General features: G+C 37.7%; 10 protein-coding genes. All 10 read left to right on the top strand.

Annotation, left to right across the window (positions count from 1 at the left end; translation table 11 throughout):
- Window positions 1-204 precede the first annotated feature (204 nt).
- The 10 genes from H8S17_RS10370 to gltB all read left to right on the top strand — a co-directional run bounded on the left by H8S17_RS10370 (window position 205) and on the right by gltB (window position 17894).
- Window positions 205-477: a helix-turn-helix domain-containing protein gene (locus H8S17_RS10370; protein WP_186867253.1), complete on the top strand. Its 273-nt coding sequence runs from the start codon at window positions 205-207 to the stop codon at window positions 475-477.
- Window positions 455-1162 carry a LytR/AlgR family response regulator transcription factor gene (locus H8S17_RS10375; protein WP_186867254.1) on the top strand — a complete coding sequence of 236 codons (708 nt, stop codon included), beginning with the start codon at window positions 455-457 and terminating at the stop codon, window positions 1160-1162. The genes H8S17_RS10370 and H8S17_RS10375 overlap by 23 nt, the downstream gene beginning before the upstream one ends.
- Before the next feature lie 140 nt (window positions 1163-1302).
- The gene (locus H8S17_RS10380; RefSeq protein WP_186867255.1) at window positions 1303-2400 is read left to right on the top strand and encodes a PPC domain-containing protein; all 1098 of its coding nucleotides are present in this window, start codon (window positions 1303-1305) and stop codon (window positions 2398-2400) included.
- Window positions 2401-2463: 63 nt separating this feature from the next.
- A complete protein-coding gene (locus H8S17_RS10385) occupies window positions 2464-3942 on the top strand; it encodes a leucine-rich repeat domain-containing protein (protein WP_186867256.1) in 1479 nt (492 codons plus the stop codon).
- A 193-nt stretch (window positions 3943-4135) separates the two neighbouring features.
- Window positions 4136-6133, top strand: a complete 1998-nt coding sequence (locus H8S17_RS10390; RefSeq protein ID WP_186867257.1) for a leucine-rich repeat domain-containing protein — start codon at window positions 4136-4138, stop codon at window positions 6131-6133.
- Between the two features lie 14 nt (window positions 6134-6147).
- The gene (locus H8S17_RS10395; RefSeq protein WP_186867258.1) at window positions 6148-10923 is read left to right on the top strand and encodes an InlB B-repeat-containing protein; all 4776 of its coding nucleotides are present in this window, start codon (window positions 6148-6150) and stop codon (window positions 10921-10923) included.
- A 164-nt stretch (window positions 10924-11087) separates the two neighbouring features.
- On the top strand, window positions 11088-11732 hold the full coding sequence (locus tag H8S17_RS10400) for an HAD hydrolase-like protein (protein WP_186867259.1): 645 nt from the start codon (window positions 11088-11090) through the stop codon (window positions 11730-11732).
- Window positions 11719-12516 (top strand): CPBP family intramembrane glutamic endopeptidase, encoded by a 798-nt coding sequence (locus H8S17_RS10405; RefSeq protein ID WP_186867260.1) that lies wholly within the window; start codon window positions 11719-11721, stop codon window positions 12514-12516. The genes H8S17_RS10400 and H8S17_RS10405 overlap by 14 nt, the downstream gene beginning before the upstream one ends.
- Before the next feature lie 50 nt (window positions 12517-12566).
- Window positions 12567-12899 (top strand): nucleotidyltransferase domain-containing protein, encoded by a 333-nt coding sequence (locus H8S17_RS10410; protein ID WP_178051426.1) that lies wholly within the window; start codon window positions 12567-12569, stop codon window positions 12897-12899.
- Window positions 12900-13343: 444 nt separating this feature from the next.
- Window positions 13344-17894, top strand: coding sequence for a glutamate synthase large subunit (gene gltB, locus H8S17_RS10415; protein ID WP_186867261.1), 4551 nt, complete (start codon window positions 13344-13346; stop codon window positions 17892-17894).
- Window positions 17895-17900: the final 6 nt, after the last annotated feature.

Consider the following 17900-nt stretch of genomic DNA (forward strand, 5'->3'; position numbering starts at 1 on the left):
ATATATATCGAAATCGTAACCATCAGCTAATATCATTTGTAAAGCTATAATCTCCTATAAAGGATAAAATATATTGACATTCTCCGATATGAGAGATATACTTTTGAAAGGGTTAAAAATAAACCAAAATAAAAATAACATATATTAAGGATTTTCTCAATCGAGAAAAGTTATTCAGGAGAGTAAACGAAAGAGGCGAATGGTATGAGTGCATTTGAAAAGGCAGGATATACAACGTTTGGAAAACTGATCAAGAAAAAGCTGATCGACCGGAACATGACAGCGACACAGCTTGCAGATACATTAGGGACAACGCCACAGTATCTGAACAAGATCCTGCATGGAGAACGAAGCGGAGAAAAATACATACAGGCGATCAGTGAGATCTTAAATATAGAAACAGAATGGTACAAAGGCGAAACGATTGTTGCAAAAGAAGAAGTCAGGGGAAATTATGAAAAGAGTAATCATATGTGACGAAGAAATGGAATCCGTTTCAAAACTAAGCACGATGATCGGGCAGATATTCCCGAAGCAATTTTTGCTGCATGGCTATGTATCTGCGAAACAGTTATTTTATGAAATAGAGGATGGATTTATAAGAACAGCAGATATTATTTTTTTATCAATGGAAATCAAACAGGTGACAGAGATAGACTTTGCGATGTACATACAACAGAAATTTCCAATGGCACAGATCATATTTTTAGCGGAAAATCTACAACAGGTAGAAGCAATGTTTGATGAAATCTCACCAGATGGACTGTTGTTAAAGCCATTAAACAGACAACGGTTAGAAAAATGTGTAAAAAAAGTCCTGTCAGAAAAAGGCGGCAAAGAAGAATTGTTTTCCATAAAACAGAATGGAACTGCTATCTTTTTCCCAATAGAAGAAATCTCATATGTCGAGAGTCAGGGACGGAAATTGCAGATCCACAGGAAAGATGCAGTCATATGTATTTATGGACGGATATCAGGATTGTGTGAAGCATATGGAGAAACGTTTATTCGGTGTCATCAAAGTTATGCAGTAAACCGGAATCATATTGTAGAACTTGCGGCAACAAAGATTATCTTGGAAAATGGAATGGAGATACCTGTGAGCAGACAGCGGTACCGCGAGGTGAAAGCGGCGTTAGAACATAACCATGCATACTTGTAAACTGCGACAAACTTACGACAATATATGACAAATAATGCCAGATGTGACAAGATCAAAACCAGTTAGTACAAATGACATTTGCGGCGAGAGCAGCGTAGTATAATCAATTTAAGCCAACTATGAAAGGAGAGAATATGGTTATGAGAAAATATGTAAAAGTATTATTTATGATGGCTATGGCAGTAGTATTAACAGTTGCCGCTGGTATCAAAACACAGGCGGCAGAAACTTCGGCAGTAACCGCAAATCTTGTCGGAGCAGAGGAAGATGGAACGAATGTAACGGCATCGACTTACAAGATAGAGGAAAATTCAGGAGGCGCGATCAAAATTCCGATACAGGTGTCACAAGCTGGAGCTGTTAATATTGATACAACAATTTTTACACAGGCAGGAACCAGTATAACAGGCTTTATCAGTAATGTAGAGAATCCGTCAGGTATGCAGGATGTTTTGCAGTATGGTATAAATACTGTCAGAGATTCTAAATGTAGTCTGAATTTTTCTGTATATACAGAAAATGCAGGAAAGTTGTACTTGCTTCTTAGTCTGGATAAAACACATCAGAGTGTATCAGCAGATATTCAGGTCAAAGCATACATAAAGACGGTTACGACAGGTAGGGCACTGAAATCAGGAGAATGGGAGAATGGATATGGTCATTACAAAACACCGGCGTACTATCCAGTTAATGCCAAATCTTCAGGACTTTTAAAAATCAATGCAACTGGAGATGGAATTTCTGTCGTTTTGTGCAACAGTAAAAAGCAGGAAGTGAGTGACAGCTTTTCGAGTGGAATATCATATGCAGGTGTGCGAAAGGGAACATATTATATAAAAGTGAAACAGTCTGGGGCATATAAGTTGCAATATACATTTACGGCTGTAAAAGAGAAGAAAAATTATAAGAGTAAAAAAGCAGTTACTTTAAAAAGCGGTAAAAAAGAAACAGGTGTATTTGCATGTGATGATGCAAAAAAGAAAAAAACATCTCGTTGGTATAAGATTACAGTTCCAAGTAATAAGACAATAAAAGTACAAATTGACAGGCAAGGTGCTCTGAATCCAATGTTCTTGTCATTATATCAAAAATCGGGTAAAAAATTAAAATTATATACCGATGGAACATTAAAAAATAAAAAGAAAAACACGGGCAAAATAAAAGTAGAAAAAGGTACTTATTATATGGAACTTGAGAGTTATGGCTATATCGGAACCTATTCAATCAAGTGGAAATAGAACTTAATGTTAAAAAACATCGGACAGGTATGAAAGTTGAATGAAAGGAAAAGGTACAAGAATATGAAGAAAAAAATATTATCGATTTTGCTGGCAATGTGTGTGGTGACAGGAACTGTAACTGCATCACCGGAGCAGATGATCGTGAAGGCGGCAGAGAATACAACAGAAGATACGGATAGTGATTTCTGGAAAGATTGTTATCTTAAATTAGATGATGGAACAATAGAGATTTGTTATGTTCCTGCTGGTACTACTATGGGCAGCATTATTATTCCATCAGAAATTGACGGAAAAAAGGTGACAGCTATAGGAGGTTATGCATTTAGTGATTGTGATAGTTTAACATCAGTTACATTACCAAACTCGATTACACGTATAGGATCTGGTGCTTTTGCAGAGTGTGGAAGTTTAACAAGTATTAAAATTCCGGATTCCGTTACAACTATAGGAGAGAATGCATTTTATGCCTGTGTTAATTTGACATCAGTCACGTTGCCAAATTCGATTATATGTATAGAAGAGAACACTTTTAGTGATTGCAAGAGTTTGACAAGTATTATGATTCCAAATTCTGTGACAGCTATAGGAAAAGAAGCATTTGCTGATTGCAGCAGTTTGACATCCGTTACAATTCCAAATTCTGTGACAACTATAGGAAATGATGCATTTAATGGATGTAACAGTTTAACATCCGTTACAATTCCAGATTCCGTGACAGCTATAGGAAGTGACGCATTTAATGGATGTAACAGTTTAACATCTGTTACATTGCCAAATTCGATTACACGTATAGAAGAGAATGCTTTTAGTGCTTGCAAGAGTTTAACAAGTATTACGATCCCCGCTTCTGTTCAAGAAATTGCTTCCGGTGCATTTTCCTGGTGTGAGAACTTAAAACAAGTTGTTTTATTAAATCCAAATACACAAATTGATCAGACTGCTTTTACACATACTTTATGGCAGGATCAGAATCAGACTGCTGCTGACAGTAATAGCAGTACGACAACAGAACCAACAACATATGTTTTATCGAATGTAAGATCATCTGTTAATAGTGTTGTTTATAATGGTGGTGAACAGAAACCATCTGTTGTCGTTACTGATACGGCAGGACAAGTGAAAGATGCATCGAATTATACGATCACCTATAGCAATAATGTAAATGTAGGACAGGCAACGATCACTGTTACAGGAATTGGCAACTGCACAGGAACAGTGACAGCAACATTTACCATTCTTCCAAAAGGTACAAAATTATCTAAGGTGACTGCGAAAAAGAAAAAGGCACTTGTAAAATGGAAGAAACAGACGGCACAGACAACCGGATATCAGATTCAGTATGGCAGAAATGCCAAATTTAACGGTGCAAAGATCACAACAATCAAGAAAAACAAAACTGCATCAGCTACACTTAAGAAATTAAAAGCAAAAAAGAAATATTATGTGCGTATTCGTACATATAAAAATGTGCAGATCAATGGAAGATCCACGCAATTATATTCTAACTGGTCAAAAGCAAAAACAGTGAAAGTCAAATAAGTATTGAAAAATTATTTAAACCATACAGATCGTAGAAGTGTCTGCAATCTGTATGGTTTTATACTAACGGAGGTCTAAAAAGGTTACTGTTCAGACAGCACCTAAACACTCTGCTGTTTAGGTGCGTATGACCGTGATTGGGGTAACCTAAAAAGTTCTGAGAGTATAGGAAACAAAAAGGAGGGCGAATGATATGAAGAAAAAGTTTTTATCTGTTTTGTTGGCATTATGCATGGTGGCAGGAACTGCAACTGCATCACCAGAGCAGATGATCGTGCAGGCGGCAGAGGAAGATATTGTTGATCCGGTTGGAGATGATTTGCGGTATGGAAATTATCAGTATCAGGTACAACAAGATGGAACCGTGATGATCACGAAATATTATGATGATGAGACGACGAGTATTGTGATTCCATCGGAGATTGATGGGAAGAAAGTTACAAGAATATGGGAATATGCATTTTCATCTTGTTCGAACTTGGTCAGTGTAAGTATTCCAAATTCGATTGATACTATAGGTGAATCGGCATTTAGTAGTTGTAAAAAATTAACAAATATCACGATCCCAAATTCGATTGATACTATAAGTAGAGGGGCATTTAGTAATTGTGAAAATTTAACAAATATTGTAATTCCTAATTCAGTAAAATGTATTGAAAAAAATGCATTTTCAGGTTGTTATAGTCTGACTGGTATCACAATTCCGGATTCTGTCACAACGATAGGAAATTCAGCTTTCAGTAGATGTTACAAGTTAGAAGATATTCAAATTTCTGATGCTACATATGATATTGGATGGGAAGCATTTAGTGCAACAGCTTGGCTGTCTGCTGCGTTTGATAACGATGATCCATATATCATACTGAATCATGTATTGATAGAAGTAAAAGGTGATAAAAGTATTACAAATTTTACGATTCCAGATTCTGTTACCAGTATTGCCGGGGCTGCATTTAGGGGATTTAATAATCTGACAACTGTAACAATCCCAGATTCTGTTAAATATATAGGAGATTATGCATTTAATCAATGCACCAGTTTAACAAACGTGACAATCCCGGATTCTGTCATTGGCATTGGAGAGTTTGCATTTTATAGCTGCGATAATCTGACGAATATCACGATCCCGGCATCAGTGATGCAGATTGGTGATGCGGCATTTTATGGTACAACATGGTTAGATAATGAAGCAAAAAAGAGTCCGTTTGTAGTAATTAACAATATCTTAATTGATGGAAGTACTGCATCAGGCAATGTGAATATTCCAAACACTGTCACATATATTGCAGGTCATGCATTTTACGAAAATAAAAATATTACCAGTGTTACGATTCCGAGTACTGTTACACAGATAGGAGCATATGCATTCAATGAATGTGGCAATTTAAAAAGTGTTACAATTCCGACATCAGTTACAAAAATCGGAGCATATGCATTTAGTTCCAGTGGTTTAGAAAGTGTTACGATACCGGCATCAGTTACAGCTGTAGATGAGTATGCATTTTCAGAATGTCCTAACTTGAAAAATGTTGTCTTTTTAAATCCTTCTACCAAATTTGTCTATTGGCGTGTATTTGCTGACTCTCCAAATGTTTCCGTATCTTACGGAGATCAGGACCAAAATACAGACAATAATTCTACAAAAAATAATAATAATAACGGACAGAAAATAATAGCCTTATCCACAATCAAATCATCTGTTACCAGTGTTACTTATACCGGAAAAGCACAGCAGCCGGCAGTTGTCATTACAGATACAACGGGACAGACTGTTGATTCATCTAATTACACATTAACCTATAGCAACAACAAAAATGTCGGACAGGCTACCGTTACAGCAACCGGAATCGGTAATTATACCGGAACCCTGACAGCAGTATTTAACATAGTGCCAAAAGGAACAAATCTATCTAAAGTAACTGTAAAGAAAAAGAGTTTCCTTGCAAAATGGAAAAAACAGTCTGCACAGACAAGCGGCTATGAACTTCAATATGCCACAAATGCAAAATTCAAAGGTGCAAAGATCAAGACAGTAAAGAAGAACAAGATAACATCTATTGCAGTTAAAAAATTAAAATCGAAGAAAAAATATTATGTTCGTGTGCGTACTTATAAGACGGTGAAAATCAATGGGAAATCGATGAAATTGTATTCGAACTGGTCAAAGGCAAAGAAGGTCAAAGTAAAATAAGGATGGTATAGAATATGAAAAAAATTAGAAGATGGATTTCTAGACTGCTTGTTTTTGCAATTTTATTGACGAGTATCCCGGTATGTAGGGCTGGTTTTGTAATGGCAAAAGATAGGGGCAGTATTGCAGAATTTATTAAGGATGACAGATGGAAAAACGGAGTTAGTTGGGGGAAGTTAAAAGACCCCGAATTTAAGATTGAGAAGGGGTTAGGAACCGGATGTAATGCATATGTAAGGGATTTTACTCTTTATGTACATGGTGTATCTTTACATGAGGGCTCAAAATTTACAAATAAATATGAACTGAATACAGGAGATGTTGGACATTGGTATGTGAGTAAGAGCAATCAGCATTGGTTTGCTGTAATAGGAAGAAGTGAGAATTGGCTGCATGTAGCGGAAGGCAATTATGGCCCGGGGGTAGTTCATATTCAAAATAATAGATATAATATTAAAGATATGAAGTTTTCCTATGGATATCATTATAGTGGGAGTGGTAATGTTTCACCATCTCTGCCACAATCTCAACCGGTAAAAAATGCCTCTGTGAAAGCTATTTGGGCTGATAAGTATGATACCAATATGGTTTGTAAAGCGAAGGTATACAATCCCGGCAGAAAAAGAATTTCTGTATGTGGAATTCAAGTGAGAGATGGCAACAATATAATTGGCAGAAAAGAAGAAGTGTTTTATCCTATTAATCAATACGTATCTGAGGGTAGTATCGAATACAATCTTAATACGGAAGTAGGGATTAGCCTTAGACCGGGTCATGTGTATGGATGGCAAGTATATGCCGATGTGAATGGAACCAGATATTATACGGATTGGATTAATGACAGAACCACAGGGACTGAAAAGCCGAATACTCCATCATTGAGTACATCTAAAACAGATTATGCGGTTGGAGATGCGGTTACAGTATGTTGGGGGGCAGATGCTGCTGCTTATAGTGGTTATTCAATGACGATTACCCAGACAAAAGGTGGAAGTTATACAAAAACTCAGACTACAGATTCAGCAAATGCAACATCGATAGCCTTTTCTCTGCCTGGTGAGGGAGAGTATCAAATAACAGGTTTCGCACGAGGGGGAGTGAATAGCGATACAGCTGTTCTTAATAAAACCATTGTAGCTCATAATCCTAGTAAGGTTCGTTTTGTAGAATATGATAAAGATAATAAGGAAAACTTATTATGCGAGCAAACAGTAAGATATGGGTATTCAGCAATTGCACCGACAGGAATCAGCAGAAAAGGGCATACATTTACTGGATGGAAAGGTGAATATAGTAATGTGACATCTGATAGGACAATTGTTGCACAATTTAAAAGAAATTCGTATAAAGTAACATTTGTAGATAAAGATGGCAATATTGTTGATACACAATCTGTTTTATACGAGAATGATGCTATTGCACCGACTCCACCTGAAGCTGAAGCCGGATATGTTTTCGCTGGCTGGGATAATGAGGATTATAAAAATGTTCAGGGAAATGTTACTGTAAAAGCTTGTTATGTCTGGAAAAATAATGATCTTCCGGTTTTGGTTGAAATAAATAGTTGTATTTTTAAGGAAGATGGATATATTGTAAATTACAATATAAAGAATAATCCTGATAAACGAACAAGATGCAGAGGAATATTTTCATTAAGAACATCTACTGGAAAACTTATAAATTCAACAGAATCAGGAGCTTTTTCATTGGATAAGGCTGAATATCGAAAAAATTTGGAAATGTACATACCATATGACGGAGTAGCTACAAATGTCAGTTTGTACATTGTTGATAGATTTTCGTCAGGTATTCCATATTCGCAAACAGTTTCATACGAACTTGAACGAGAATGGAGTGATTGGATTCCGACTAATCCGGGCGAAAAAGTTGAGGTGGAAAATAGAACTGAGTACAGGTATAGAAATCTATTAACAGCTACAACCAGAAATTCTGTGAATGAAGGCTGGAATCTGGTAGATACGATATTTGATACTGACTGGAACTATGGTTCATGGAGTGGATGGTCAAGAACTGCATATAGTCCAAGCGAAACAATAAATACAAAACGCGAAGTTCAATCAAAGGATGTGTCTAATAATGATGGATATTCAAGAAGAATATTCTATTATTGGAAGGATCCTAATAAGCTTGCTTTCTCATATTATAATGAAGGTGGAATGATTTATTATGAGTATTGTGAAAATAGTTATGATTCTTTGAAGATGAGAGCCATAGGTTCATATAATGGACAGACAAAGTATTATATTGGGGATTATGGATGTAATTTTAGATCGGAATGCTGGTTCTTAAAGCAAGAATATTCTGTTCCTGCTACAAGTCACAAAGAATATCGTTACAGAGATGCTACAAAAGGATATTCATATAAATGGTCAAAGTGGGATGACTGGTCTGATTGGACGACTGATGAGGTAAATGCAAATTCTTCTAAAGAGGTGGAGTCAAGAACAACGTACCGTTATAGAGCTAAAATGACGGATTTAGAGAATAACGAAGGAAAAGAATATACAATTAATGGCAGTGTTGATTCCTTATTAGCGGGAAAAGAAGCTTTAATTCAAGTATACAAAGGAGATGAACCTTCTGACTCTAATAATGAGTATGTTGGAAAAGTCACAATTAATGAAGACGGAAGTTTTTCACATAAATTTGTATGCAGACAGGAGATTAGTGAAAAAACAGGCGATTATAAAGTCATGATGGCGATAGAAGGAGGAGATGAACCTTTTTATCTGGAAACAATTGAAGCTCCAAAACCTAAGTATACTGTCATATTTAAGGGGATGAACGGAGAAATAATTGATACACAGACTGTTACATTAGGTCATAGTGCAACTTCTCCAAAAGCACCAGAAGAACAAAACTATACTTTCATTGGATGGGATTATGGTGTTACAAATATCAGAGATGATATGGAAATTACTGCTCAATATGCGAAAAACAAGTACAGTGTAGCTTTTGTAAACTGGGAAACAAAGGAAGCATATACAGAAGTATTTAGTTACGGAGATCCGGTTTCTTATCCTGAAATTAAAGAGATTGAAGGATACGATTTTGTAAATTGGACAACTCCGGATGGTAAAACAATAACAAATGTAACTGACAATACCATTTTGTCTGCTAATTATAAAATAAAGACATTTAAAGTTAGGTTCTTTAATAATGATGGAGAGGTTATCAGCTCTCAAGATGTCGAATATTTAAATGATGCAATGGAGCCTGAGGCTGACAAAATTAACGGAATGGTATTTGATGGTTGGAATGAATACGGATTTATTGGTGTGAAATCAGATGTTGATATTTACCCAATATACAAGTACATTGAAACAACTGACAATCCAACTTGTGATACTGAGTCGGGAGTGTTTACAGAAAGTAAAAAAATACATTTGAGTGCACCGGAAAATGCAAAAATATACTATTCAACAGATGGTACTATTCCAACACAGGCTAGTTCAGAGTATAAAGGTGAACTGATAATTTCAAAAAATACTTTTTTACAATATATTGCAGCTGAACCGAATAAGAATACAAGCGAGGTGATGTCGGCATCATTTCTTGTTGCATCAGGAGAGGATGACGAGGGTGCTCTTGTTGTAAAGAAAGAGAAATATGTAATGAAGCGAGGAAATACAGAAAAAATAACATATTTCTTAAGTCATAACGATCCTGATATGGAAGTAGAGTATTATAGTCTGGATGAAAATATTGCATCAATAGAAAATGATGGAATCATTCATGCTAACAATGTTGGAAAGACAAGGATATTTGTTAGTACGAAAGATAGAAAGTATGCTGATTATTGTGATGTTGAGGTTTCAACAGATGATATAGATTTGGAATATATTTCATTAGACAAAACATCTATTGTGGGAGTGAAAGATGAACAAATTCAGATAAGTGCGAGTGTATACCCTGAAAATGCAACAGTGCAGACTGTAGATTGGTATTCTGATGACGAAGATATTGCTGTTGTTGAAAATGGTCTTGTTACAATTAAGAAAAAAGGGACTACAACATTGAAGGCTTATGCAAGTAATGGCTCGTATGTTGCAGCATGTAAAGTTGAGGGAATTAGTGATTATTCTGAGAGTAAATTAAAGATGTCAATGCCGTATATGTATTTATATGAAAATGAAACTGATTTTTTGTATGCAATATATGATGATACTATGGTTGAATGTGAATGGTCTAGTTCCAATGAAAAGGTGGCTACTGTAAATGATGGTGAAATTACTGCAAAAGCAGTAGGAACATCAGAGATTACTGCAACAACAGAGGATGGAACACAAGTTACCAGCATCGTAATTGTAAGTAAAAACGAGGAAAAACAAGAGCCAACCGTAGAACCGACAACCGAGCCAACCGTAGAACCAACAACCGAGCCAACCGTAGGACCAACGACCGAGCCAACCATAGGACCAACGACCGAGTCGGGTACAGCACCGATAACAGAACCAAAAGTAACTTCGACGTCAAGCATCAAGGTTCCTAAAGCTGTAAAAGGATTAAAAGTTAATTCAGCGAAGAAATCATTGAAGTTATCATGGAAGAAGTCATCTGACGCATCTGGATACGAAATTCAATATTCCTTGAATAGGAAATTTAAAAATTTAAAGAAGATAACAATCAAAAAGGCTTCAAAGACAAAGTATACCATCAAGGGTCTTAAGAAAAAGAAGAATTATTATGTGCGAATTCGTGCTTACAAAAAAATAGGTTCTGCAAAGATGTACAGTAACTGGAAGAAAGCACTGAAGAAGACAAAGTAAGTGGAGAAGTTGGGAGTATCCTAAAGTTTGTGTCAACCTCTGAACTGATGTAAGAATAATTACTCGGTTTGGAGGTTGTTTTGTTCACTTATGAATGCAAATCTTCTTGTCACACCAAAAAGTATTGATTATAATAGTGGGCATAGAACTTATGGAGGCGCGAAATGAAAAATATACTATTTGATCTGGATGGAACGATCATCAATTCCGAAGAAGGAATTACGAACTGCATCCGGTATGTACTTGATTTCTGGGGAATCAAGCAGCCGCCACAGCAGGAGCTGCTCTGTTTTATCGGACCACCTTTAAAGGAATCATTTCAGAAAAAATATGGATTTGATGAAGAAAAGGCAATACAGTCCGTAGTCAAATACAGAGAACGTTTTGACAGAGAAGGGATTTTTGAGTGTGAACTGTATGCAGGGGTTGCAGAACTGATTCAGGAGTTACATGGTAAAGGATATCACCTTGCAGTAGCTTCTTCCAAACCGGAAACAGCCTGTCAGCGAATCATAGAACATTTTCATTTGGAAACATATTTTGACGGGGTATACGGTGCTGCATTAGATGGAAGTATCAGTACCAAAAAACAGGTTTTAGAGCATGTATTTAAAGAGAATGGCATGAAACGGGAAGATACGATACTGATCGGTGATACAAAGTTTGATGCGATCGGTGCAAAAGAGGCAGAGATCCCCTGCATCGGTGTCACCTATGGCTTTGGAACAGCAGAAGAATTAAAAAAAGCTGGAGCCGTTTTTATATGTGATTCGGCAAAGGAGGTGGCAGATTACATTGAAACTCTCTAAATCAATGAGGATCTGGAATGTGATCTATCCGGTCGCTATTTATTTTGTCGTAACAGCAGTTACATTGTTTATGTTAGATTTTATACTTCCGGCAGATTTGAACAGTAAGCTGTTACGGCAGCTCATCACATCATTCGTATCAATTCCATTTTTATATTCGTTTTATTATCCGGATCAGATGATGCGTGGAACAGTAGAGGGAAATCTGCCGTTTTGGAAACAGTGCAAAATGCTCTGTGCCGGTATCCGGATAAAACAGGTGGTATGGATGTTTGTCATAGGCGGCTGTTTTGCGGTAGCATGGAACAATCTGCTTGGTATGGTAAAACTTGCCGAACACTCAGCTTCTTATCAGCAGGTAGAACAGACTTTTTATACCGGCAGACTTCCGCTTGAGATTCTTGCTCTGTGTATTGTGATTCCTTTTGTTGAAGAATTATTATACAGAGGGATCGTATATGGAAGGATCAAGGATTCCTTTGGTGTGAAGGCAGCAGTGATCGGTTCAGCAGTGATCTTTGGTGCGGTACACATGAATCTGGTGCAGTTTGTCTATGCAGCAGTATTTGGACTGCTATTGGCATGGTTTGTGGAAAGATCAGGCAATATCGCCGGAGCAGTGGCAGCACATATGGCAGCCAATCTTACCTCTGTACTGCGTGCAGAAACGAATGTGTTTGCAGGAATGGACAATCATATGGTAATCTGGATCGTAGTTACAGTACTGATGCTTTTTATCACAGGAATCGGGGTATGGAAAGTGAATACCATAAATGTGAAGTAAAAGGTATATAGTATGAAAGTGGAAGTTTGTTTTGAGAAGGTGAATGTAGTATGAAGGATAAGAGGGATATTATTTTGGAGTTTTCAGGGCAAGTGCAAAGAATCTTAGGTGATAGTCTGACAAAAGTTATTTTATATGGTTCTTTTGCCCGCGGAGATTATACAGATAATTCAGATATTGATATAATGATTTTAACCACACTTAGTGATGAAGAAATAGAAAAAGTTGAAGATACTATATTCAATGTGGCTTTTGAATTTCAAATGGAATATTTTGTGGATATAAGCGTTGTAATAAAGAACGAAGAACAATTTAATTACTGGCTGGGGGCATTGCCTTTTTATGATAATGTGAAAAAGGAGGGAATTGTACTGAATGGATAATCGACAAGTGGATCTGTGCAAATATCGTATTCAAGAATCCAAAGACACATTAAAGGTTGCGGAAAATTGTTTAAGGGATACTTTCTACAAGGATGCAATCAATCGCTCGTATGGTTTTAAATGAGATACAGGATTATCTCAGCCAACAAAAAATAGAATAAGTCACTGAATGAATTGGTCGTAGTTGACACACAATTCAGACACAATTTACAAAACAGGTGCATATTGCACCTGTTTTTTTAAAAACTTTTTAAAAATTATCAATTATAATTGTTTCTATAACGATCAAACAAAACAAAAATTCGCATATATTATCAGATAATACGAAATAAAAGTTATGAAAAGTCGTATTATCAGACAACAAGAAGAAAAAAGTTATTTACATGAGAGAAAAAATCATGTATCATTTTTTGTAGAAAAAGCATGAAGGAAAGGGATGAAGCTATGAAACAGCAGAATGAAAGTAATGCAACAGCACAGGGTATGTATGATCCACGGTTTGAACATGATAACTGCGGTATCGGTGCAGTCGTCAATATCAAAGGTATCAAAACACATGATACAGTTGCGAATGCATTAAAAATCGTAGAGAACTTAAAACACAGAGCTGGTAAAGATGCAGAAGGAAAGACAGGTGATGGTGTCGGTATTCTTTTGCAGATTTCACATAAATTCTTCTCTAAAGCAGTAAAACCTCTTGGAATCGAACTTGGAGAGGAAAGAGATTACGGAATCGGAATGTTCTTCTTTCCGCAGGATGAACTGAAACGGAATCAGGCAAAGAAGATGTTTGAAGTCATCGTGAAAAAGGAAGGCATGGAATTTTTAGGCTGGAGAGAGGTTCCGACAGATCCGACAAAACTTGGACAAAAAGCAGTTGACTGTATGCCATATATCATGCAGGGATTTGTAAAAAGACCGGAAAATGTAGCAAAAGGAATCGATTTTGACCGGAAACTCTATGTAGCAAGACGTGTCTTTGAACAGTCAAATGATGATACATATGTCGTTTCTTTTTCAAGCAGAACGATCGTCTACAAAGGAATGTTCTTAGTAGAACAGTTACGTCTGTTCTTTGCAGATTTACAGGATAAAGATTATGAATCTGCGATCGCAACTGTACATTCCCGTTTCTCAACGAATACAAATCCAAGCTGGGAACGTGCACATCCAAACCGTTTTATCGTACATAACGGTGAGATCAATACCATCAAAGGTAATGCAGATAAGATGCTTGCCCGCGAGGAAACCATGGAATCAGAACATTTAAAAGGAGAACTCCAGAAAGTCCTTCCGGTTATCAATAGTGAAGGTTCTGACTCCGCTATGTTAGATAATACATTAGAGTTCTTAGTGATGAGTGGTATGGATCTTCCACTTGCTGTTATGATCATGATCCCGGAACCATGGGCAAACAATGCGGCAATGCCACAGAAGAAAAAAGATTTCTATCAGTATTACGCAACGATGATGGAGCCATGGGATGGTCCTGCATCGATCCTGTTTTCTGATGGAGATGTGATGGGTGCGATCCTTGACCGTAACGGTCTGCGTCCTTCAAGATATTATGTGACGGACGATGATTATCTGATCCTTTCTTCTGAGGTTGGCGTTTTAGATATTGATCCGACGAAGATCGTTGCAAAAGAAAGACTTCGTCCGGGCAAAATGCTCTTAGTAGATACCAGGCAGGGACGCATCATTGATGATGAAGAATTAAAAGAAACGTATGCCGGCAAACAGCCGTATGGTGAATGGTTAGACCGGAATCTGATCTGCCTTGAAAACTTAAAGATCCCGAACGAACGTGTACCGGAATATTCCAAAGAAGAACGCCAGAGAATGCAGAAAGCGTTCGGTTATACTTATGAGTCTTTAAAAGATGCAATCCTTCCGATGGCAAAAAATGGAGGCGAGGGTACTTCGGCAATGGGTATTGATACACCGCTTGCAGCATTAGCAGGTGACCATCAGCCGTTGTTCAACTACTTTAAACAGTTGTTTGCGCAGGTAACAAACCCGCCAATCGATTCTATCCGTGAGAAAGTCGTTACTTCCACAACGGTTTATATCGGAGAAGACGGTAACTTATTAGAGGAAAAAGCAATCAACTGTCAGGTATTAAAGGTAAACAACCCGATCCTTACAAATACCGATATTATGAAGATTAAATCCATGAATGTAGAAGGATTTAAAGTAGCAGTTCTTCCTATTATATATTACAAAAATACAAGCCTTGAAAAAGCGGTCGATCATCTGTTTGTAGAAGCAGACAGAGCATACAGAGATGGAGCAAATATCCTGATCCTTTCTGACCGTGGTGTCGATGAGAACCATGTACCGATCCCGTCACTGCTTGCGGTATCCGGTTTACAGCAGCATTTAGTAAAGACGAAAAAGAGAACAGCAGTTGCCATGATCCTTGAATCCGGAGAACCAAGAGAAGTACATCATTTTGCGACATTGTTAGGATATGGAGCCTGTGCGATCAACCCATATCTTGCACAGGATACTGTAAAACAGCTGATTGATGAACATATGTTAGACAAAGATTATTATGCTGCGATCCATGATTACAATCAGGCGATCATCAATGGTATTGTCAAGATTGCATCAAAGATGGGTATTTCTACCATTCAGTCTTATCAGGGTTCTAAGATCTTTGAAGCAATCGGAATTGATAAAGATGTGATCGATAAATATTTTACAGATACAGTCAGCCGTATCGGTGGTATTAACTTAAATGATATTGCAGAAGATGTCGATGCACTTCATTCCTTAGCATATGATCCATTAGGATTAGAAACAGACCTGACCTTAGACAGCAGGGGCCGTCATAAGATGAGAAGCGGTGCGGATTCCCATTTGTATAATCCTGCAACGATCCATCTTTTACAGGAATCTACCAAACGTGGAGATTACAGCCTGTTTAAGCAGTATACGCAGTTAGTCAATGCAGAAGAAAAAGATGCAAATATCCGCGGACTGATGGATTTCAATTATCCGAAAAAAGGTGTTCCGATCGAAGAAGTAGAAAGTGTGGATTCGATCGTTACAAGATTTAAGACAGGTGCAATGTCTTACGGTTCTATTTCACAGGAAGCACATGAAACATTAGCGATCGCTATGAACCGTCTGCATGGAAAATCCAACTCCGGTGAAGGTGGAGAAGATGCAGAACGTATGGATAGTAAAAACAGCAGGGTAAACCGCTGTTCAGCGATCAAACAGGTTGCATCCGGACGATTTGGTGTTACCAGCCGTTACTTAGTCAGTGCCGATGAGATCCAGATCAAGATGGCACAGGGTGCAAAACCGGGTGAGGGTGGACATCTTCCTGGTAAAAAAGTATATCCGTGGATTGCAAAGACAAGACTTTCCACACCGGGCGTATCTTTGATCTCACCGCCGCCACACCATGATATCTATTCCATCGAGGATTTAGAGCAGTTGATCTATGACCTTAAGAATGCAAACCGCAATGCTAGGATCACTGTAAAATTAGTATCCGAAGCAGGTGTCGGAACAGTCGCAGCAGGTGTTGCAAAAGCAGGAGCACAGGTTGTTTTGATCTCCGGTTATGATGGTGGTACGGGTGCAGCACCAAAGAGTTCCATTCACAATGCAGGTCTGCCATGGGAGTTAGGACTTGCAGAAACACATCAGACACTGATCATGAATGGACTCCGTAATAAAGTCCGTATCGAAACCGACGGCAAGCTGATGAGTGGTCGTGATGTTGCTGTTGCAGCACTGCTTGGGGCAGAAGAATTTGGTTTTGCAACTGCACCGTTAGTAACTTTAGGATGTGTAATGATGCGTGTCTGCAACTTAGATACCTGTCCGGCAGGAATCGCAACACAGAATCCGGAACTTAGAAAACGTTTTGCAGGAAAACCGGAATATGTAGAGAACTTCATGCGCTTTATCGCAGAAGAATTAAGAGAATATATGGCAAAATTAGGCTGCCATACTTTAGATGAAATGGTAGGACGCAGCGATCTCTTAAAGGTAAGAGAAGATTTGACCGGCAGAGAAAAAGAATTAGATCTTTCTAAGATCTTAAATAACCCATTTGCAGGTCCTAAGGAAAAAGTAACTTTTGATCCAAAACATGTCTATGACTTTAAATTAGACAAGACAAAAGATGTGACCGTTCTCTTAAAACAGTTAAAAGATGCACTTGCAAGCGGACAGAAACGCAGCATCAATGTAGATGTCACAAATACAGACCGTTCGTTTGGTACGATCTTTGGTTCAGAGATCACAAAACAGTACGGTGACAGCTTAGAAGAAGACAGCTTCGTTGTAAAATGTAATGGAGCCGGCGGACAGAGCTTTGGTGCATTTATCCCGAAAGGACTGACATTAGAGCTTGTAGGTGATTCGAATGACTACTTTGGAAAAGGACTTTCCGGTGGAAAATTAGTTGTCTATGCACCAACCGGTGTGAAGTTTAAGACAGAAGACAATATCATTATCGGTAACGTTGCATTATACGGTGCGACAAGCGGTAAAGCATTTATCAGTGGTGTCGCAGGCGAGCGTTTCTGTGTCCGTAACTCCGGTGCAACAGCCGTTGTAGAAGGTGTTGGCGATCATGGCTGTGAATATATGACAGGCGGTCGTGTTGTAGTCTTAGGTAAGACTGGAAAGAACTTTGCAGCAGGTATGAGCGGCGGTATCGCTTATGTATTAGATGAAGATAACGATCTGTATACAAAGATGAACAAAGAAATGGTATTTTCCGAAGAAGTGTCAAACAAATATGACGTTATGGAATTAAAAGAGATGATCAAAGAACATGTTGCTTTTACAAATTCCGAAAAAGGAAAAGAGGTATTAGATAATTTCAGCGAATATCTGCCGAAATTTAAGAAGATCATCCCATATGATTATAACCGCATGATGATGGCGATCGTCCAGATGGAAGAAAAAGGTCTTTCCTCAGAGCAGGCACAGATTGAAGCATTTTATGCAAATACAAGGAATTAAGGAGGG

It is taken from the genome of Roseburia zhanii (assembly GCF_014287635.1).
GTDB lineage: Bacteria > Bacillota > Clostridia > Lachnospirales > Lachnospiraceae > Roseburia_B > Roseburia_B zhanii.